Annotated in this window: 16 protein-coding genes; 10 read left to right on the forward strand and 6 right to left on the reverse strand. The window is 38.7% G+C overall.

Annotated features, from left to right (window positions below; translation table 11 throughout):
• The first annotated feature begins 280 nt into the window (after window positions 1-280).
• Both atpD and CW736_RS05205 read left to right on the forward strand, forming a co-directional pair.
• Window positions 281-1,792 (forward strand): F0F1 ATP synthase subunit beta, encoded by a 1,512-nt coding sequence (gene atpD / locus CW736_RS05200; protein WP_101012894.1) that lies wholly within the window; start codon window positions 281-283, stop codon window positions 1,790-1,792.
• 72 nt (window positions 1,793-1,864) lie between these two features.
• Entirely contained in the window at window positions 1,865-2,140 is a 276-nt protein-coding gene (locus CW736_RS05205; RefSeq protein WP_101012895.1) for a F0F1 ATP synthase subunit epsilon, read from the forward strand.
• A 211-nt stretch (window positions 2,141-2,351) separates the two neighbouring features.
• Here the strand turns inward: CW736_RS05205 and CW736_RS05210 are convergent, their stop codons facing one another.
• The 3 genes from CW736_RS05210 to CW736_RS05220 all read right to left on the reverse strand — a co-directional run bounded on the left by CW736_RS05210 (window position 2,352) and on the right by CW736_RS05220 (window position 3,896).
• Window positions 2,352-2,777: an ankyrin repeat domain-containing protein gene (locus CW736_RS05210; RefSeq protein WP_101012896.1), complete on the reverse strand. Its 426-nt coding sequence runs from the start codon at window positions 2,775-2,777 to the stop codon at window positions 2,352-2,354.
• Between the two features lie 366 nt (window positions 2,778-3,143).
• Entirely contained in the window at window positions 3,144-3,353 is a 210-nt protein-coding gene (locus CW736_RS05215; RefSeq protein ID WP_101012897.1) for a helix-turn-helix domain-containing protein, read from the reverse strand.
• A 3-nt stretch (window positions 3,354-3,356) separates the two neighbouring features.
• Window positions 3,357-3,896 carry a DUF2975 domain-containing protein gene (locus CW736_RS05220; protein ID WP_101012898.1) on the reverse strand — a complete coding sequence of 180 codons (540 nt, stop codon included), beginning with the start codon at window positions 3,894-3,896 and terminating at the stop codon, window positions 3,357-3,359.
• A gap of 338 nt (window positions 3,897-4,234) precedes the next feature.
• On the opposite strand from CW736_RS05220, the gene CW736_RS05225 reads away from it, so the two are divergent.
• The 7 genes from CW736_RS05225 (at window position 4,235) to CW736_RS05255 (ending at window position 11,174) form a co-directional block, all read left to right on the forward strand.
• On the forward strand, window positions 4,235-5,356 hold the full coding sequence (locus CW736_RS05225) for an aminotransferase class I/II-fold pyridoxal phosphate-dependent enzyme (RefSeq protein ID WP_101012899.1): 1,122 nt from the start codon (window positions 4,235-4,237) through the stop codon (window positions 5,354-5,356).
• The gene (locus tag CW736_RS05230; protein ID WP_101012900.1) at window positions 5,353-5,766 is read left to right on the forward strand and encodes a putative signal transducing protein; all 414 of its coding nucleotides are present in this window, start codon (window positions 5,353-5,355) and stop codon (window positions 5,764-5,766) included. Before CW736_RS05225 ends, CW736_RS05230 begins: the two co-directional genes overlap by 4 nt.
• Window positions 5,759-6,376, forward strand: coding sequence for a dethiobiotin synthase (gene bioD / locus CW736_RS05235; protein ID WP_101012901.1), 618 nt, complete (start codon window positions 5,759-5,761; stop codon window positions 6,374-6,376). The genes CW736_RS05230 and bioD overlap by 8 nt, the downstream gene beginning before the upstream one ends.
• Window positions 6,373-7,650: an adenosylmethionine--8-amino-7-oxononanoate transaminase gene (gene bioA, locus CW736_RS05240; protein ID WP_101012902.1), complete on the forward strand. Its 1,278-nt coding sequence runs from the start codon at window positions 6,373-6,375 to the stop codon at window positions 7,648-7,650. Before bioD ends, bioA begins: the two co-directional genes overlap by 4 nt.
• A 212-nt stretch (window positions 7,651-7,862) precedes the next feature.
• Complete coding sequence (locus CW736_RS05245; RefSeq protein ID WP_101012903.1) at window positions 7,863-8,984, forward strand: beta-ketoacyl synthase N-terminal-like domain-containing protein; 1,122 nt, start codon at window positions 7,863-7,865, stop codon at window positions 8,982-8,984.
• Between the two features lie 178 nt (window positions 8,985-9,162).
• Window positions 9,163-10,251, forward strand: a complete 1,089-nt coding sequence (bioB, locus tag CW736_RS05250) for a biotin synthase BioB (protein ID WP_101012904.1) — start codon at window positions 9,163-9,165, stop codon at window positions 10,249-10,251.
• A gap of 50 nt (window positions 10,252-10,301) precedes the next feature.
• The gene (locus tag CW736_RS05255) at window positions 10,302-11,174 is read left to right on the forward strand and encodes a cupin-like domain-containing protein (protein WP_101012905.1); all 873 of its coding nucleotides are present in this window, start codon (window positions 10,302-10,304) and stop codon (window positions 11,172-11,174) included.
• An 11-nt stretch (window positions 11,175-11,185) separates the two neighbouring features.
• On the opposite strand, the gene CW736_RS05260 is transcribed toward CW736_RS05255, so the two are convergent.
• The 3 genes from CW736_RS05260 to CW736_RS05270 all read right to left on the reverse strand — a co-directional run bounded on the left by CW736_RS05260 (window position 11,186) and on the right by CW736_RS05270 (window position 14,380).
• The gene (locus tag CW736_RS05260) at window positions 11,186-11,662 is read right to left on the reverse strand and encodes a regulatory protein RecX (protein ID WP_101012906.1); all 477 of its coding nucleotides are present in this window, start codon (window positions 11,660-11,662) and stop codon (window positions 11,186-11,188) included.
• A 116-nt stretch (window positions 11,663-11,778) separates the two neighbouring features.
• Window positions 11,779-12,753 (reverse strand): porphobilinogen synthase, encoded by a 975-nt coding sequence (hemB, locus tag CW736_RS05265; RefSeq protein ID WP_101012907.1) that lies wholly within the window; start codon window positions 12,751-12,753, stop codon window positions 11,779-11,781.
• A gap of 874 nt (window positions 12,754-13,627) precedes the next feature.
• Window positions 13,628-14,380 carry an SDR family NAD(P)-dependent oxidoreductase gene (locus CW736_RS05270; RefSeq protein ID WP_101012908.1) on the reverse strand — a complete coding sequence of 251 codons (753 nt, stop codon included), beginning with the start codon at window positions 14,378-14,380 and terminating at the stop codon, window positions 13,628-13,630.
• Window positions 14,381-14,726: 346 nt separating this feature from the next.
• Between CW736_RS05270 and CW736_RS05275 the strand changes: the two genes are divergently transcribed.
• Window positions 14,727-15,731 carry an AAA family ATPase gene (locus CW736_RS05275; protein WP_101012909.1) on the forward strand — a complete coding sequence of 335 codons (1,005 nt, stop codon included), beginning with the start codon at window positions 14,727-14,729 and terminating at the stop codon, window positions 15,729-15,731.
• Window positions 15,732-15,802: the final 71 nt, after the last annotated feature.

A 15,802-nucleotide genomic window follows, 5' to 3' on the forward strand; every position in this document is an offset into this window, starting at 1 on the left:
TTAAACTCATATTTTTAAAAAGCTACTTCTTATGGAAGTGGCTTTTATGTTTATGGCTATAGCTGTTTTTGAGATCGCTCAGGGCGAAAGCGATAGCTAACACTATAACAGCAACAATGAAGCGCTGTTCGTTAGAAATAAGCAGGAGATGTCTCCTGCGAGTAATGCAAGAAAAAAATTAAAAAACATCATGTTTTTATATATAGGAAAGCAGTATCTTTGCGCGACGAAAAACAGCCGCTTAAAGCTGTATCTTTTTAAGTTTTAAAACATTATATAAATGTCTCAAATTACAGGTAGCGTTTCACAGATCATCGGTCCGGTGGTAGATGTAACATTTGACAGTGCAGAAGGCGCACTTCCTAAAATTTATGATTCACTAGAAATCACAAAAAAAGATGGTTCTTTACTAGTACTTGAAGTACAATCTCACATCGGTGAGAGCACGGTAAGAACAATCTCAATGGATTCTACAGATGGACTTAGTCGCGGTACAGCGGTTAATGCTACTGGTAATCCTATTAAGATGCCTATAGGTGATGATGTTTATGGTCGTCTATTTAATGTAATCGGTGATGCCATTGACGGTTTAGGAAATCTTCCTAAAACTGGTAAAGATGGACTTTCTATTCACAGAGATGCACCAGCATTTGAAGACCTTTCAACTTCTACTGAAGTACTTTTTACAGGTATAAAAGTAATCGATCTTATTGAGCCTTATGCAAAAGGAGGTAAAATCGGACTTTTCGGTGGTGCAGGAGTTGGTAAAACAGTACTGATCCAAGAATTAATCAATAACATCGCAAAAGGTCACGGTGGACTTTCAGTATTTGCTGGAGTTGGTGAGCGTACACGTGAAGGAAATGACCTTTTACGTGAGATGTTAGAATCTGGAATTATCAAGTATGGTGATGACTTCATGCACTCTATGGAAGAAGGCGGTTGGGATCTTCAGAAGGTGGATAAAGCCGGTATGAGAGAATCAAAAGCAACTTTCGTATTTGGACAAATGAATGAGCCACCAGGAGCACGTGCTCGTGTAGCACTTTCTGGTCTTACGATTGCAGAGTATTTCCGTGATGGAGCTGGAGATGGACAAGGAAAAGATGTTCTTTTCTTCGTTGATAACATCTTCCGTTTTACACAAGCAGGTTCTGAGGTGTCGGCTCTTTTAGGTCGTATGCCATCTGCAGTAGGATATCAGCCTACACTAGCAACAGAAATGGGTGCGATGCAGGAACGAATTACCTCTACTAAAAAAGGATCCATTACATCTGTACAAGCGGTTTACGTGCCTGCAGATGATTTAACCGATCCTGCACCAGCAACAACATTTGCTCACCTTGATGCAACTACAGTGCTTTCACGTAAGATTGCAGAACTTGGGATTTATCCAGCGGTAGACCCACTAGATTCTACATCACGTATTCTTGCTGCAGACATTTTAGGTAACGAGCATTACGATTGTGCAACTAGCGTAAAAGAGTTGTTACAGCGTTATAAAGAATTGCAAGATATTATTGCCATCTTAGGTATGGAAGAATTATCTGAAGAAGATAAAATGGCTGTAAACCGTGCACGTCGTGTACAACGTTTCTTGTCTCAACCATTCCACGTAGCAGAGCAGTTTACTGGTCTTAAAGGGGTGTTAGTTGATATTAAAGATACTATCAAAGGATTTAACATGATTATGGACGGAGAGTTAGATCACCTTCCAGAAAGTGCATTTAACCTTAAAGGTACTATTGAAGAGGCTATCGAGGCAGGAGAAAAAATGCTTGCTGAAGCCTAAATAAGTAAACAGTAGCAGTCTCAGCAACCAGTCTTACTGGGACTGTAAACTGGAACTGAAAACTAAATAAAGATGATTTTAGAAATAGTTACACCAGAGATGACCCTTTTTAAAGGTGAGGTAGAATCAGTTTCTGTACCCGGTATTAACGGTCAGTTTCAGATGCTAGATAATCACGCGCCTGTGGTATCCTTGCTTACTAAGGGAGCTATTAAGATTTTTGGAAGTGTAGCACTTGAAGAATCTGTTGCTGATTTGTTTACAAAAGCAGACGGTACTACTAATTTTGCCATTACTGGCGGAGTTCTAGAAATGAAAGATAACAAAGCCATTGTTTTAGCAGACTAAAGCAAGACTTGTTTTAAAAATATTAGAAAGCCTTTATCATTTTGATAGAGGCTTTTCTTATGATTAGAAGTTATACCATATCAGAGACTTGATCCCTTTAGACCTTGATACTATGCAATAAAAAATCCTTTGAAGCGAGCTCCAAAGGATTGATTTAATTTTTTAAAAACAGTAGGTGTGATGGATAACGACTCTACTGAGTGAGTTGCTATTATTTCAACAACTTAATCGCAGCTTCATTTCCATTGGTCATCGCGAGTTGAAGTGCTGTATTGCCGTCTACTTGAATAGATTTATCAGCTCCAGCATCTAACAGTTGAGCTACTAGATCAGCACGACCCATTTTTGCTGCCCACATTAATGGAGTGTTATCGTTACATGCTTTGTTGACATCTACTTCAGCTTCAGTGATAAGGTATAGAGCAACATCTGAGCTTCCCATTTGAACAGCTAGTTGCAGAAGAGTTGCTTTCCTAGTGCCAGCTTGTAGGCATTCGTTTTTGTTGGTGTCGTTAACTAAAACTTTAAGGTCTGTAGGGCTATCATTTTTTAGAGCAATAGTCATTTCTCTAGTTAAATCTTGAGCGCTTGCGGTTCCTGCTAGGATAAGAGCGAGAATAAAAAGAACTTTTTTCATTATTGTTAGGTTTTAAGAGTTGCTAAGATAACACTATCGTTTCAAACCTTTTAGGAGTTTTATCATAGATTTTAGTTGGGGCCTGCTTTTCTGACGGTTGTACCACATCGTTTAACTGGCATCAAGACCGTTTCCAAAACATTACGCGCTGCGAAGGAATGACATAATTAAAGGAAACATGCCTTGCGGGAACCTGTAAAGAGTCGCCCAATAAAAAAATAGAAGTATAACAAGATGACACAATGCTAACTACACAGGTTAGATACTTATAAAATAATCCAAATCTAGAAAGCACAAAGATAGGAGGTGTTAAAAAGGGATTGAGTCTTGAAGTCTATTGAGGTGATCAGCTATTTTTATAATAATTCACTCCTCTTTTCTGTATTCCAGTATATCTCCAGGCTGGCATTCTAGAGCTTCACAAATTGCTTCTAGTGTAGTGAATCGTACCGCTTTTGCCTTTCCTGTTTTAAGAATAGAAAGATTTGCGGTCGTGATTCCTACAGTGTCTGCCAGTTCATTGCTTTTCATGCCTTTTTGAGCGAGTACCACGTCCAGATTGATGTATATAGGCATGAGTTATATGGTTAAATCGTTTTCATTTTTAAGTTGAATAGATTGGTCGATAATTTTAGAAATTATAATCAAGAAGATCCCAAAAGCGAGAATCACTAAAACAGAATCAAAGGAAACCCCTATTTGTAATGAGGCATCTTTAATCAGGACCTTCTTATTTTTTACAATTACTAATGTTGAGTACTTGTAAACAACAGCTGGAATTTTTGTGAGTAAAGCACCCATAACACAAAATAATCCAGCTTTATAAAAATGATTTTTAATTTCGTTATCAATAAAACGTCTAGGAGTAATGCGATAAGCTACTTTCTTCAAGTGAAATATCATAGCTAGAAAGAGAAAATAACCAATAACAGAAAGACTTAAAACAACATAAAAAGTCCAATGAACATTAAATATAGTCACTCCAAAATTTTCAAAGGAAGTCTGCTCATTATCTGCAAATACAAAAAAGGCAATCGGAGCTAATATCGCTGACATCCAAGTAAAAAAGTAAATCAAAGTCATGATTGCTCTGAGTAAACTAAGCCAACTTATTTTCATAATAATTATCGTTTAACAACAACAAAACTATATTAAAATTATTGAAAAACAATAATAAATTATCGAAAAAGAATAACAAAAAGTATTAATCAATTGATCTTAAGTTGTTTGCGATTTAAAAATATAACTACTTCCGCTTGAGTTCTAGCCGATCCCGTATAAATTTGGGAAATACTTTTAACTTATATAAAAATATTTTGCAGCCAAATTTTACGGGATGACCACATAATCAAGCTATTAGGGTTAAAAGCGAGCAGGAATCAATCAAATAACCGGCAAATTGATAACCGATAACTGACAACCGACTACAACTCACTCCTAAGGCTTATTTTTGCAGCATGCTTCCAGATAAACTACAAGCTCTTTTAGGTATGCGTCACTTCTCAGGAAGTTTGCGCAAACTCACTGTAAATAAAGGTCTTGTAGATTTTGCATCTAACGATTACCTGGGCTTTTCTAAATTGCCACAATCAGAAACTTATTCCTCTAATGGCGCTACGGGTAGCCGGCTTATTTCTGGACACAGTGAGCTACATGATCAGGTAGAAGCACAAATTGCCCAGTTTCACAATACGCCAGCGGCATTGTTGTTTAATTCTGGTTATGACGCAAACATAGGACTCATTCCTGCGTTAACAGACCGTGCCGATTTGATTCTTTTTGACCGGTTGGTTCATGCCAGTATACGCGACGGAATCCAGCTTTCTCAAGCTAAATCCCTAAAATACCGTCATAACGATTTAGATCATCTCGAGATTTTATTGTCTAAATTCAGTGAGGAAGAAGAACGCCAGGTGTATGTCATTACAGAGTCTGTTTTCTCTATGGATGGCGATATGCCGGACCTTGAGAAATTGGTAGCATTAGTAAAGCGATTTGAGAATGCGCACTTGATTTTGGATGAGGCCCATGCCTTGGGAGTTATAGGAAAAAAAGGTGCTGGTCTCGCCCAAGAACTGGATGTAGAAAATGACATTTTTGCTCGAGTGGTCACTTTTGGCAAAGGCTTGGGATGTCATGGCGCCGCTATTTTAGGAAGTGAAGATCTCAAGGAATATTTGATCAATTATGCCCGTAGTTTTATTTATACAACGGCGCTTCCAGAGCATTCGTTGCGATCTATTGCATATGGTTACCGCACTTTGAGTCAGAGTGAAGATGCCGTTTCTCGATTAATCCATAACATTGCACTCTTTAATACATTAGTGGTGCAAAATGGTTTGAGATTACGCTTTCGCGAAAGCGAGACCGCCATCCAAGTATGTATCATTCCAAAAAACGACAAAGTAAAAAAGGCAGCAAGTGTATTAAAAGAAAATGGCTATGATGTACGAGCCATTCTATCTCCTACAGTAAGTCAGGGAGAAGAGCGATTGCGAGTGTGTTTACACAGTTTTAATACAGAAAAAGAAATGGCAGACCTACTGAAACTGCTTGCCAAAACCCTAAAAAACCTATGAGTAAATTTAGAACCGTGGCGGTATTTGCCTATCCTGCAGAAGCCCTAGCAGTAAAAGGACGATTAGAAAGTGAGGAGGTAGAAGTTTTTTTAAAAGACGAATTTACGGTGGCTGCAGATCCATTGATCTCTAATGCGATAGGTGGTGTGAAAATGCAAGTACACAAAGAAGATTATATAAAAGCGATGGGAATCATTGAACAGTCTAATCCAGATATGTTGAAACATCGAGTAGAATACATAAAATGCCCTAGTTGCAAGAAAGTGGATGCCAGGGATAGGCGAGTTATAGAAACGGCGCGCTCGTTATCTGAAAAAATGACAGCTATAGGCTTAAGTATTTTTCCATTCACAAATTCATTTAATTACGAGTGTAAAAACTGTCAAACTAAATTTGATGTAGATGAGTAATATTTTTATTACAGGAATAGGAACCGATGTAGGTAAAACGGTTGTTGCAGCAATTGTAACACAAGCACTACAAGCTGATTACTGGAAACCCATACAGAGTGGTCTGGAAGAAACAGATAAAGCTACTATTGCCAGTCTTATCAACAATTCTAAAACACGCATTCATCCAGAAGCCTACCGACTTCATACCCCTATGAGTCCTCATAAGTCGGCTGAAATTGATGGAATTACCATAGACCTCGCTAAAATTATACGTCCTAAAACAGAAAACACCTTAGTTATAGAAGGTGCTGGAGGTTTGCTGGTTCCTATTAATGATCAAGAAACTATTGTCGATTTAATCAGCCCAGAGGATCAAGTGATTTTAGTGAGTTCGGGCTATTTAGGAAGCATCAATCATACTTTGTTGAGTGCAATGCTTTTAAAAGCTAAAGGTTTGAACTGTGTAGGTATTATTTACAACCACGTTGATCTTGATGGCACCATTGAAGTGATTGAAAAAATGACAGGATTAAAAACCTTGGGTCACATTTCTAGAGAACAAGAAATAAGTGCGGCTGTTGTTTCTAAATATGCCTCAAAATTTGAAAAAGTTCTAAAAGCATTATGAAAAAGGAAGAGATTCTAGAAAACGATGCAAGCTTTATATGGCACCCGCTTACGCAACATAAAACAGCGACAGCACCTCTTGCTATCTCTCATGCAAAGGGAAATTACTTGTACGATTTTGAGGGGAAGAAGTATTTTGATGGAATATCGAGTTGGTACACCTGTAGTTATGGGCATGCCAATCCCGCACTGACCAATGCGATCAAACATCAAGTCGATCAGTTGCACCATATTGTCTTTGCTGGAATGACGCATGAGCCAGTGGCCACTTTGGGAAAGAAACTCATAGCTATCCTGCCTGACAATCAGCAGAAGCTGTTTTTTTCTGAGAATGGGTCTACCAGTGTAGAGATAGGTTTAAAAATGGCGTTTCAATACCATTTTAATAAAGGGGAGAAACGGAATACAGTGGTAGCATTAGAAAATGGGTTCCATGGAGATACCTTTGGAGCTATGAGTGCCAGCGGATTGTCAGTTTATAACGGTCCCTTTGAAGAATTTTTTATAGACGTGGTGCGTATTCCAGCGCCTACAAAAGAGAATTTAGATCAGGTGTTACAACTCGTTGATACCATCCTAGAACAGCAACAAATTTCTAGCTTTATCTATGAACCATTAGTTCAAGGAGCAGCAGCGATGCAGCTCCATGATAATGAGGCCTTGTGCCAAGTGATTAACAAATTCCAGCAACACGGGGTGATTGCGATTGCTGATGAGGTGATGACTGGTTTTGGTAAAACAGGGACATACTTTGCCAGCGATCAAATAGGTGCAAAGCCAGATGTGATGTGTCTTTCTAAGGCGCTCACCGGTGGAATTATGCCTATGGCAATTACTTCTTGCACTTCAAATATTTACGAGGCTTTTTACGATGATGAGCTAGCCAAAGGTCTTTTTCATGGACATACTTATTCTGGAAACCCATTAGGATGTGCTGTTGCCAGTGCGGCAATAGATTTGTTGACTTCTAAGGAGATTCAGGAAAATATCAAACGAATAACAACCTCCAATCTAGCTTTTAAAACAAAAATCGAATCCCATACAGCTGTTGCGGCAGTGCGCACAAAAGGAGTCATTCTTGCATTGGATCTTGCAATTGAAATGGAGCGCTATGGAAACAAACGCAACGAGATGTTTCAATGGTTTTGGCAACGTGGTTTGTTTTTACGACCTCTAGGTAAAACAGTTTATATCGTCCCGCCTTTTACCAGTTCGGAACAAGAAATGAATTTTGTTTATGAGTTGTTAGAAGAATTTTTAGCTCAGGTGGTCTAGACTTCTTCAAGGGTCATGAGCGGAGTTTTTCTTTATACGGGCAACTAAACTTTGATGATCACGTACAAAACAATCAGAAAAAAGAGAAGATTTTAAAGTGTCTTAAAGATTTACGATGCGTTGTTTTTACACTGCAACGCATAGGATTCTTTTTCTACAATTCATTCTAAGTCTAACTTCTTTTGACGATTTTTGCAAGAGTTACAAAGCCAGTGAAAAACCCTATTTACATCAACGATGCAGCGATGATTGCTGCGGTAGATTCATTTACGAGTCAAGAGTCAGCTCATTTTTTTGAGAAAAAAAATAAAGCTTGGATCAGTCCTATTTCAAAAGTAAAGGAAGACCAATTGCAAGCCTTTTTAAGAGATCATGAGGTTTATAAATCTTTGGATCGCAGTGTGCAACTGGCACTTTTTGCAGCAAGATCCTTAAAGAATATCCCAGTGCAGACGGCCGTAAACATTGGCTCTAGTCGTGGTGCTACTGGATTGTGGGAGGAGTATCATTCTCGCTTTCGCGAAAGCGGAACAGTTCCAACAGCAACTTCTCCACTAACTACTTTGGGGAATATCTCTAGTTGGGTGGCTCAAGATTTGAGATTGAAAGGAACAGCTTTTTCTCATAGCATTACTTGTGCAACGGCATCGCATGCCATTCTCAATGCTATCGCTTGGTTAGAAAGTGGTATGGCAATGAGTTTTATCGCTGGAGGAAGTGAGGCACCACTAACTGATTTTACCATAGCCCAAATGCAAGCTTTGCGCATTTATTCAAGAGATTCTTCTCCGTATCCATGTAAGTCATTGGATTTAGATAAATCCCAAAACTCGATGATTTTAGGAGAGGGAGCAGCCTGTTTTTTACTTTCTAAAGAAGACAAAAATAGTCTTGCCAAAATCACTGGATACGGCAGTGCTATCGAAAAATTAAACAGTGCCACATCTCTTACGCAAAGTGGACTGTGCCTACAAGAATCGATGACACAGGCGATACAGCATATAGACATGGAAACGGTAGATGCGATTATAACACACGCGCCTGGAACTATTAAAGGTGATAAAGCAGAGTTTACAGCTATAAAAGCAGTTTTTGGAGAACGTTACCCTTATTTGTGTAATAACAAATGGCAATTAGGTCACGCTCTTGGGGCCAGTGGTGCTCTTAATCTAAGAATGGCAATCGAAATGCTACAATCAGAAATGATATTTAAAATTCCTTACTTAGAAGAATCCTTGGCAAATCCTCGGGGAGATCTAAGAACGCCTAAGCGTATTCTAATTAATGCAACTGGATTTGGAGGTAATGCGGTGAGTTTGTTGATAGAGCGTTAGTTCATAAAAAACTCAAGACTCAGGAGTTTTAAGTAATCAAAATATTTATTCTTTCATCTAGCAGTGCAATGACTTGGAGCCTCTTTCTAAATGGGTATCTAAAATTTCTTTATCATTAATTCCTTGTAGGTAATACTTCAAGAATCCTTATTTTTACCTATTCAATTAGAATACGATTATGAGAAACAACTGGACTAAAGAAGAAGTATTAGAGATTTATAACAGACCGATTATGAATTTGTTATACGATGCGGCAACGATTCATAGAGAATTTCACAACCCAAATCAAGTGCAAGTTTCCACACTTCTTTCCATTAAGACTGGCGGTTGTCCAGAAGATTGCGGGTATTGTCCGCAAGCTGCTCGTTACCATACCGACGTAAAAGGAAACGATTTGATGTCGGTGCAACAAGTTAAAGCACAAGCCTTAAGAGCAAAATCTAGTGGTAGTTCTCGTGTTTGTATGGGAGCAGCTTGGAGAAATGTAAAAGACGGACCAGAATTTGACCAAGTTTTAGAAATGGTTCGTACCATTAATAAATTAGACATGGAAGTGTGTTGTACTTTAGGTATGGTCACAGAAAACCAAGCACACCGACTTGCCGAGGCTGGATTATATGCTTACAACCATAACTTAGACAGTTCTGAAGAATACTATAAAGAAGTTATTTCTACCCGTGGTTATCAAGATCGTTTAGATACGATTGGTAATGTACGTAAGACCAATGTTACTGTTTGTAGTGGTGGAATTATAGGAATGGGAGAAAACATAGAAGATCGCGCAGGAATGTTAGTAGCTTTATCTAGTTTAAGTCCGCAGCCAGAAAGCACTCCAATTAACGCACTAGTTGCAGTAGAAGGAACGCCACTGGAAGAGCAACAGCCAGTTTCTATGTGGGAAATGATACGTATGGTAGCTACTACTCGTATTGTTATGCCGCAAACTCAGGTGAGGTTGAGTGCTGGTCGTAAAGACATGAGTCGAGAAGGACAAGCGATGTGTTTCTTTGCTGGAGCCAACTCTATTTTTGCGGGTGATAAATTGCTGACGACTCCTAATCCAGATGTAAATGAAGACATGAAAATGTTTGAATTGTTAGGATTAGAACCTATGAAGCCATTTGTAAAAAAGGCGCAGCCAGAAACAATTGACGCTCAATATTCTGTATATAAAGATCAAGGAGAGAAACCTCGATGGACGCGTCCAGATCATAAAATTGAACGTAACCTGCAAGCCAAACAAGCAGGTAAAACTATTAAAGCATAGTTAGAGGAGTTGCATTAGTTTGCTTAACAGCTTAAGTTAGCTAGTTGTTTATGGCACTTAACCTTCAACAAATACCACGCGTATCCACTATAGGTAAAGATGATTTTGTCAAAAATCATCTCCAGCCACAACGTCCTGTTGTCATTGAAAAACTAACAGAAGACTGGCCTGCTTTTCAAAAGTGGCATCTAGCATACATTAAACAAGTCGCTGGAGATAAAACAGTGCCGTTGTATGATGACCGTCCAGTAAAGCACGATGAAGGCTTTAATGAAGCACATGCCGAAATGAAGATGTCTGAATACGTAGATTTACTAGAAGAAAAGCCTACTAACTTTAGAATATTTCTTTACAATATATTAAAAGAAGTTCCATCCCTTCAAGCCGATTATAAGTTCCCGAAGTTAGGATTGCAATTGATCAAAGGCTTGCCTATGATGTTTTTTGGTGGAACCGATTCTAAGGTGTTTATGCATTTTGATATAGACTATACTAACATCCTACATTTTCAATTTCACGGCAAAAAGAGATGTATTATTTTCCCGCCAGATCAGTCACCTTATTTGTATCGTGTTCCATATTCTTTAATTGCTAGAGAAGATATTGATTTCACTGACCCTGATTTTGAAAAATGGCCTGCTTTACAAAAAGCCCAAGGCTATGTTTGCGAGCTCGATCATGGGGAAATGTTGTACATGCCAGAAGGATACTGGCACTATATGCATTACCTCACACCAGGTTTTTCTATAAGCTTGAGGTCGTATCCTCGAAAGATTAAAAACTTGGGAAAGGCGCTATACAATCTATTATTTATGCGTCATTATGATAATTTTATGCGCAAACGTAAAGGGCAGGAATGGATCGACTATAAAAACGATCAGGCGATGGTACGGACACACAAGTATCTAAATAAGGATAGGTGATCCTGTTTAAATTAATTAGGTATGAGCTCTACTGTTTTGGCATAAACCAGATGGCTTTCCCAACCTCTATAGAGAAGGTAATCGGCTAGTTTTTTACGCTTCTTGTACTTATCGGTTTCTGTTGTGAGTTGTTGTAACCGCTTTCGCGAAAGCGTCTCAAAAGCAATTTCATAATCATCATTAGAAATCTCTTTAAGACCTAATTTTATGCTACGCTCGTTCAATCCTTTCATTTTAAGTTCGCGTACGATACGAACTCTGCCCCATTTTTTAATACGAAATTTTCCTCGAGCAAAAGACTCGGCATAGCGCGTCTCATTCAAGAATTTATGATGAATCAAATGTGGGATGATTTCATCTATGGCGAGCTGAATCATCCCCATACTTTTCAATTTATCTTCCACGTCTTTATGACAGCGCTCTTGATAAGCGCAGTACCTCTCTATGGAACGAGTAGCTTCTTCTACGGTGTAGGAGTCTTTGGGCATGAGTTATTTATTCCATTTTAAAGAAGGGTTGAGCGCTTCATATTCGGCCGTGAAAGCTGGTCTGAAACTAAGTCGTTCTGGTTCTTTGCTGTTGGGGAGGTGTTTCATGACTGAAATTAGGAAATCAACTTTACTATATCCTTAGCAAAATAACTAGCAATCAAGTCGGCACCAGCTCTTTTTATGGCAGTTACTTGTTCCATCATTACGTCATCGTGATTGAGCCAGCCTCTTTCGGCCGCTGCTTTAAGCATGGCATACTCGCCGCTTACTTGATATACACTTACAGGAACATCTACTTCGTTTTTAATATCTCTAACGATGTCCAAGTAGCACAATCCTGGTTTTACCATGACTATATCAGCTCCTTCATCGATATCCATTAAGGTTTCTTTTATGGCTTCACTGCGATTTGCAGGGTCCATTTGATAGCTTTTTTTATCTCCAAAACCTGGCGCACTATCCAGTGCATCTCTAAAAGGTCCATAAAAAGCACTCGCATATTTTGCCGAGTAGCTCATGATTCCTGTATCGGTAAACCCTTCTTCTTCTAGCGCTTCTCTGATATATAGAATACGTCCATCCATCATATCGCTAGGAGCCACCATATCAGCCCCAGCTTGTGCGTGTGAAATACTCATCTGTGCAAGCACTTCACAAGTCGCATCGTTTATAATCTTATGATTTTCTACAATACCATCGTGACCGTAACTGGAATAAGGATCCAGAGCCACATCAGTCATTACGTACATTTCTGGAGCAACTTCTTTAACGGTTTTGATGGCACGTTGCATAAGGCCTTCTTTATTTAAAGCTTCTGTTCCTTTGTTATCTTTTAATTCGTCAGGTACTTTGACAAAAAGCAACACACTTTTCAGGCCCATACTCCAAAGTAATTGCACTTCTTTTTTTAAAAGATCCAGGCTGTAACGGTAATAATCTGGCATGGAAGCGATTTCTTCTTTGATGCCTTTTCCTTCTACAATAAATAATGGGACAATAAAATCACTTGGTGAGATTAAGGTTTGTTGTACCAGAGATCTTACCGAGGCACTGGTTCTTAATCTTCTATTTCTTCTTAGTGGATACATATTATAAATCTAGTTTATTGATGAGGTTGCGGTAATCCATCTTATTAATTAGGAATCTTCAAAGTTACTTTCTTTGCGGTATTTAAAATCACGATAGCAGGAGTTTCTGTATTACTGTCTTTATGAAACTGGAATTGGTTTTGTATATAGTCATTGATTAGTAATGCTTCATTAAAAGTGATGGTTCTTCTTTAAGTTTCTGTTCCCCAACCGTAAAACCCTTTTGGTTGCTCGTTACGCTCGTCTCCAATACCGATATTCATCGGCACAAGCTCTGTTTTCCCTTTGAAAAAGGGAAATGTTTTTACTTGTTTTTTTAGATCTAGTGAGGTATCAATTGCCGCAGGCTTGTTTTTAAATTCAAGTTCAAGTTCATTTTTAAATCCAGTTTCTTAAGAAACGGCACCCTTTAGGGCTGGGGAAAAGGTTTCACAGCTAGTTTGTATTTTTCTTTCTCAATCGCATAGCCCTTTTGGTTGCTCGTTACGCTCGTCTCCAATACCGATATTCATCGGCACAAGCTCTGTTTTCCCTTTGAAAAAGGGAAATGCTTTTACTTGTTTTTTTAGATCTAGTGAGGTATCAATTGCCGCAGGCTTGTTTTTAAATTCAAGTTCAAGTTCATTTTCAAATCCAGGTTTTTAAGAAACGGCACCCTTCAGGGCTGGGGAAAAGGTTTCACAGCTAGTTTGTATTTTTCTCTCTCAATCGCATAGCCCTTTTGGTTGCTCGCTACGCTCGCTCGTCGCCAATCTGTTATCTACTTCGGCAAGCTCAGCATTAAACAGATGAAAAAGGGAAATGCTTTTTTTAGTTCTTTTTCCAAAGGATAGAATTAATTCTACCCTTTGGGAAAAGCGATCTCAGGAATAAATTATTCCTTTTTCAAAATCGTACTGCTTGCTTGTGCGGTGCACATTACTGTAAGATCGGCAATATTTACGTGTGCCGGTCTGGTCAGTGCAAATAGAATGACATCAGCCACATCCTGTGGTTGTAGGGGCATGTAGCCTTGATATACTTTATCTGCTCTTTCTGTATCTCCTTTAAATCGCACCTCGCTAAAGTTAGTTTGTACGAGCCCTGGATTTACAGCACCCACTCTAATATTGTAGGGATTTAAATCCAGTCGCATTCCAGTAGTAATGGCGTCGACAGCATGTTTAGAACCGCAATATACATTTCCATTAGGATAGACTTCTTTTCCTGCCGTAGAGCCTATGTTGATGATGTGACCGCTTTTACGCTCGCGCATTTGTGGCATTACAGCATGACTTACATAAAGCAAGCCTTTGACATTAATATCCATCATCGCGTCCCAATCTTCTAAACTACCTTTGTCGATAGGGTCTAGTCCATGAGCGTTTCCTGCATTATTAATCAAGATATCGATTTTATTGAAGGGTGATTTGGTAAGGCTATGTATTTGTTTTTCTACTGTTTTTTGATCGCGCACATCAAAGCAAAGCGTTTCCACAGGAACCTGTTGAGAAAGCTCTTGTTTTAATTCGGCTAATTTTTCTTGGTTACGTCCACAAAGCACTAATGCAAAATCATTTTTGGCAAGTATTTGTGCTGTAGCGAGTCCTATTCCGCTTGTTGCTCCGGTAATCAGTGCTGTTTTCATATCTGATGTTTCTAACAAAAATAGGGAAAAGCTACTGGCGATTTGTTGGATTTATGTTATGGTTTTTATTTTCTAAGAAAAGGAAAGTTGATGCAAAATCAGCATGCATCAGAAAGCAAAGGTGTTAACAATCGATAACATAAAAACATACTTCTGTGAAGTATATCCAACAGTCCTACGTTAAATTTGGTAGTTAAAGAAGCGAGGCTAATTTTAACGTCTTTTAAACAGTTCTATCTTTGATGATTGGGCATTTTTGTAATTCTCTGACATCGCTAGTTACTAATGAAAATGGAGGATTAAAGTTTTGACGAGTTTACTAAATATGATTTAAGAAAATATACTTATGGATCAACAAAATACGCAGGTAGATATTGCGAGTATCAATGAAAAAGTGGCACAGGAAAGCCAGTTTGTGGAGTTACTCGTCAATGAAATGAATAAGGTAATTGTAGGTCAACAATACATGATAGAACGCTTGCTTATAGGTCTTTTGGGTCGTGGGCATATTCTATTAGAAGGAGTTCCTGGACTTGCAAAAACACTCGCTATTACAACGCTTTCTAAAGCAGTAAGCGGTTCTTTTTCAAGAATCCAATTTACACCAGACCTTCTTCCAGCAGATGTGGTAGGTACATTGATTTACAACATGAAAGATGGCGAATTCAACATCAAGAAAGGACCCATATTTGCCAACTTTGTCCTTGCAGATGAGATCAACCGTGCACCAGCTAAAGTACAGAGTGCGCTTTTAGAGGCTATGCAGGAAAAGCAGGTAACCATAGGGGATACCACATTTATATTAGAGAAACCATTTTTAGTAATGGCGACTCAAAACCCAGTAGATCAAGAAGGAACTTACCCATTGCCAGAAGCACAAATGGACCGTTTTATGTTAAAAACGGTCATCGATTACCCTTCGATTGCTGATGAGCAGTTTATCATGCGAGCAAATCTTAAGAAAGATTTCCCTGAGCCTAATGCAGTGGTGTCCGTAGAACAAATTTTACGTGCTCAAGATGCGGTAGAAATTGTTTACATGGATGAAAAGATCGAGAAGTACATTCTAGACATTGTCTTTGCGACTCGTTACCCAGAGAAATACAACTTAGCTGAGTTGAAGCCCTTGATATCCTTTGGGGCATCTCCACGTGGATCGATCAATCTTGCCAAAGCTGCAAAATGTTATGCTTTTATAAAACGACGTGGTTATGTTGTTCCTGAAGATGTACGAGCTGTAGTACTTGATGTATTGCGTCATAGAATAGGAATTACTTATGAAGCAGAAGCAGAAAACTACACGACGGAAGACATCGTAAACAAGATCGTAAATACTATTGAGGTACCATAATCGGGTTTACCGTATCCAGTTGCAGTATGCAGATTTTGTCTGGTACTACTTGACTAATATTTTAAGTCAAA

This window comes from Nonlabens sp. MB-3u-79, assembly GCF_002831625.1.
Classification (GTDB): domain Bacteria; phylum Bacteroidota; class Bacteroidia; order Flavobacteriales; family Flavobacteriaceae; genus Nonlabens.

What these genes read in the sequence shown, in the direction of transcription:
- atpD (WP_101012894.1), top strand. Translation starts at nt 281, where the DNA reads ATGTCTCAAATTACAGGTAGCGTTTCACAGATCATCGGTCCGGTGGTA.
- CW736_RS05205 (WP_101012895.1), top strand. Translation starts at nt 1,865, where the DNA reads ATGATTTTAGAAATAGTTACACCAGAGATGACCCTTTTTAAAGGTGAG.
- CW736_RS05210 (WP_101012896.1), bottom strand. Translation starts at nt 2,777, where the DNA reads ATGAAAAAAGTTCTTTTTATTCTCGCTCTTATCCTAGCAGGAACCGCA.
- CW736_RS05215 (WP_101012897.1), bottom strand. Translation starts at nt 3,353, where the DNA reads ATGCCTATATACATCAATCTGGACGTGGTACTCGCTCAAAAAGGCATG.
- CW736_RS05220 (WP_101012898.1), bottom strand. Translation starts at nt 3,896, where the DNA reads ATGAAAATAAGTTGGCTTAGTTTACTCAGAGCAATCATGACTTTGATT.
- CW736_RS05225 (WP_101012899.1), top strand. Translation starts at nt 4,235, where the DNA reads ATGCTTCCAGATAAACTACAAGCTCTTTTAGGTATGCGTCACTTCTCA.
- CW736_RS05230 (WP_101012900.1), top strand. Translation starts at nt 5,353, where the DNA reads ATGAGTAAATTTAGAACCGTGGCGGTATTTGCCTATCCTGCAGAAGCC.
- bioD (WP_101012901.1), top strand. Translation starts at nt 5,759, where the DNA reads ATGAGTAATATTTTTATTACAGGAATAGGAACCGATGTAGGTAAAACG.
- bioA (WP_101012902.1), top strand. Translation starts at nt 6,373, where the DNA reads ATGAAAAAGGAAGAGATTCTAGAAAACGATGCAAGCTTTATATGGCAC.
- bioB (WP_101012904.1), top strand. Translation starts at nt 9,163, where the DNA reads ATGAGAAACAACTGGACTAAAGAAGAAGTATTAGAGATTTATAACAGA.
- CW736_RS05255 (WP_101012905.1), top strand. Translation starts at nt 10,302, where the DNA reads ATGGCACTTAACCTTCAACAAATACCACGCGTATCCACTATAGGTAAA.
- CW736_RS05260 (WP_101012906.1), bottom strand. Translation starts at nt 11,662, where the DNA reads ATGCCCAAAGACTCCTACACCGTAGAAGAAGCTACTCGTTCCATAGAG.
- hemB (WP_101012907.1), bottom strand. Translation starts at nt 12,753, where the DNA reads ATGTATCCACTAAGAAGAAATAGAAGATTAAGAACCAGTGCCTCGGTA.
- CW736_RS05270 (WP_101012908.1), bottom strand. Translation starts at nt 14,380, where the DNA reads ATGAAAACAGCACTGATTACCGGAGCAACAAGCGGAATAGGACTCGCT.
- CW736_RS05275 (WP_101012909.1), top strand. Translation starts at nt 14,727, where the DNA reads ATGGATCAACAAAATACGCAGGTAGATATTGCGAGTATCAATGAAAAA.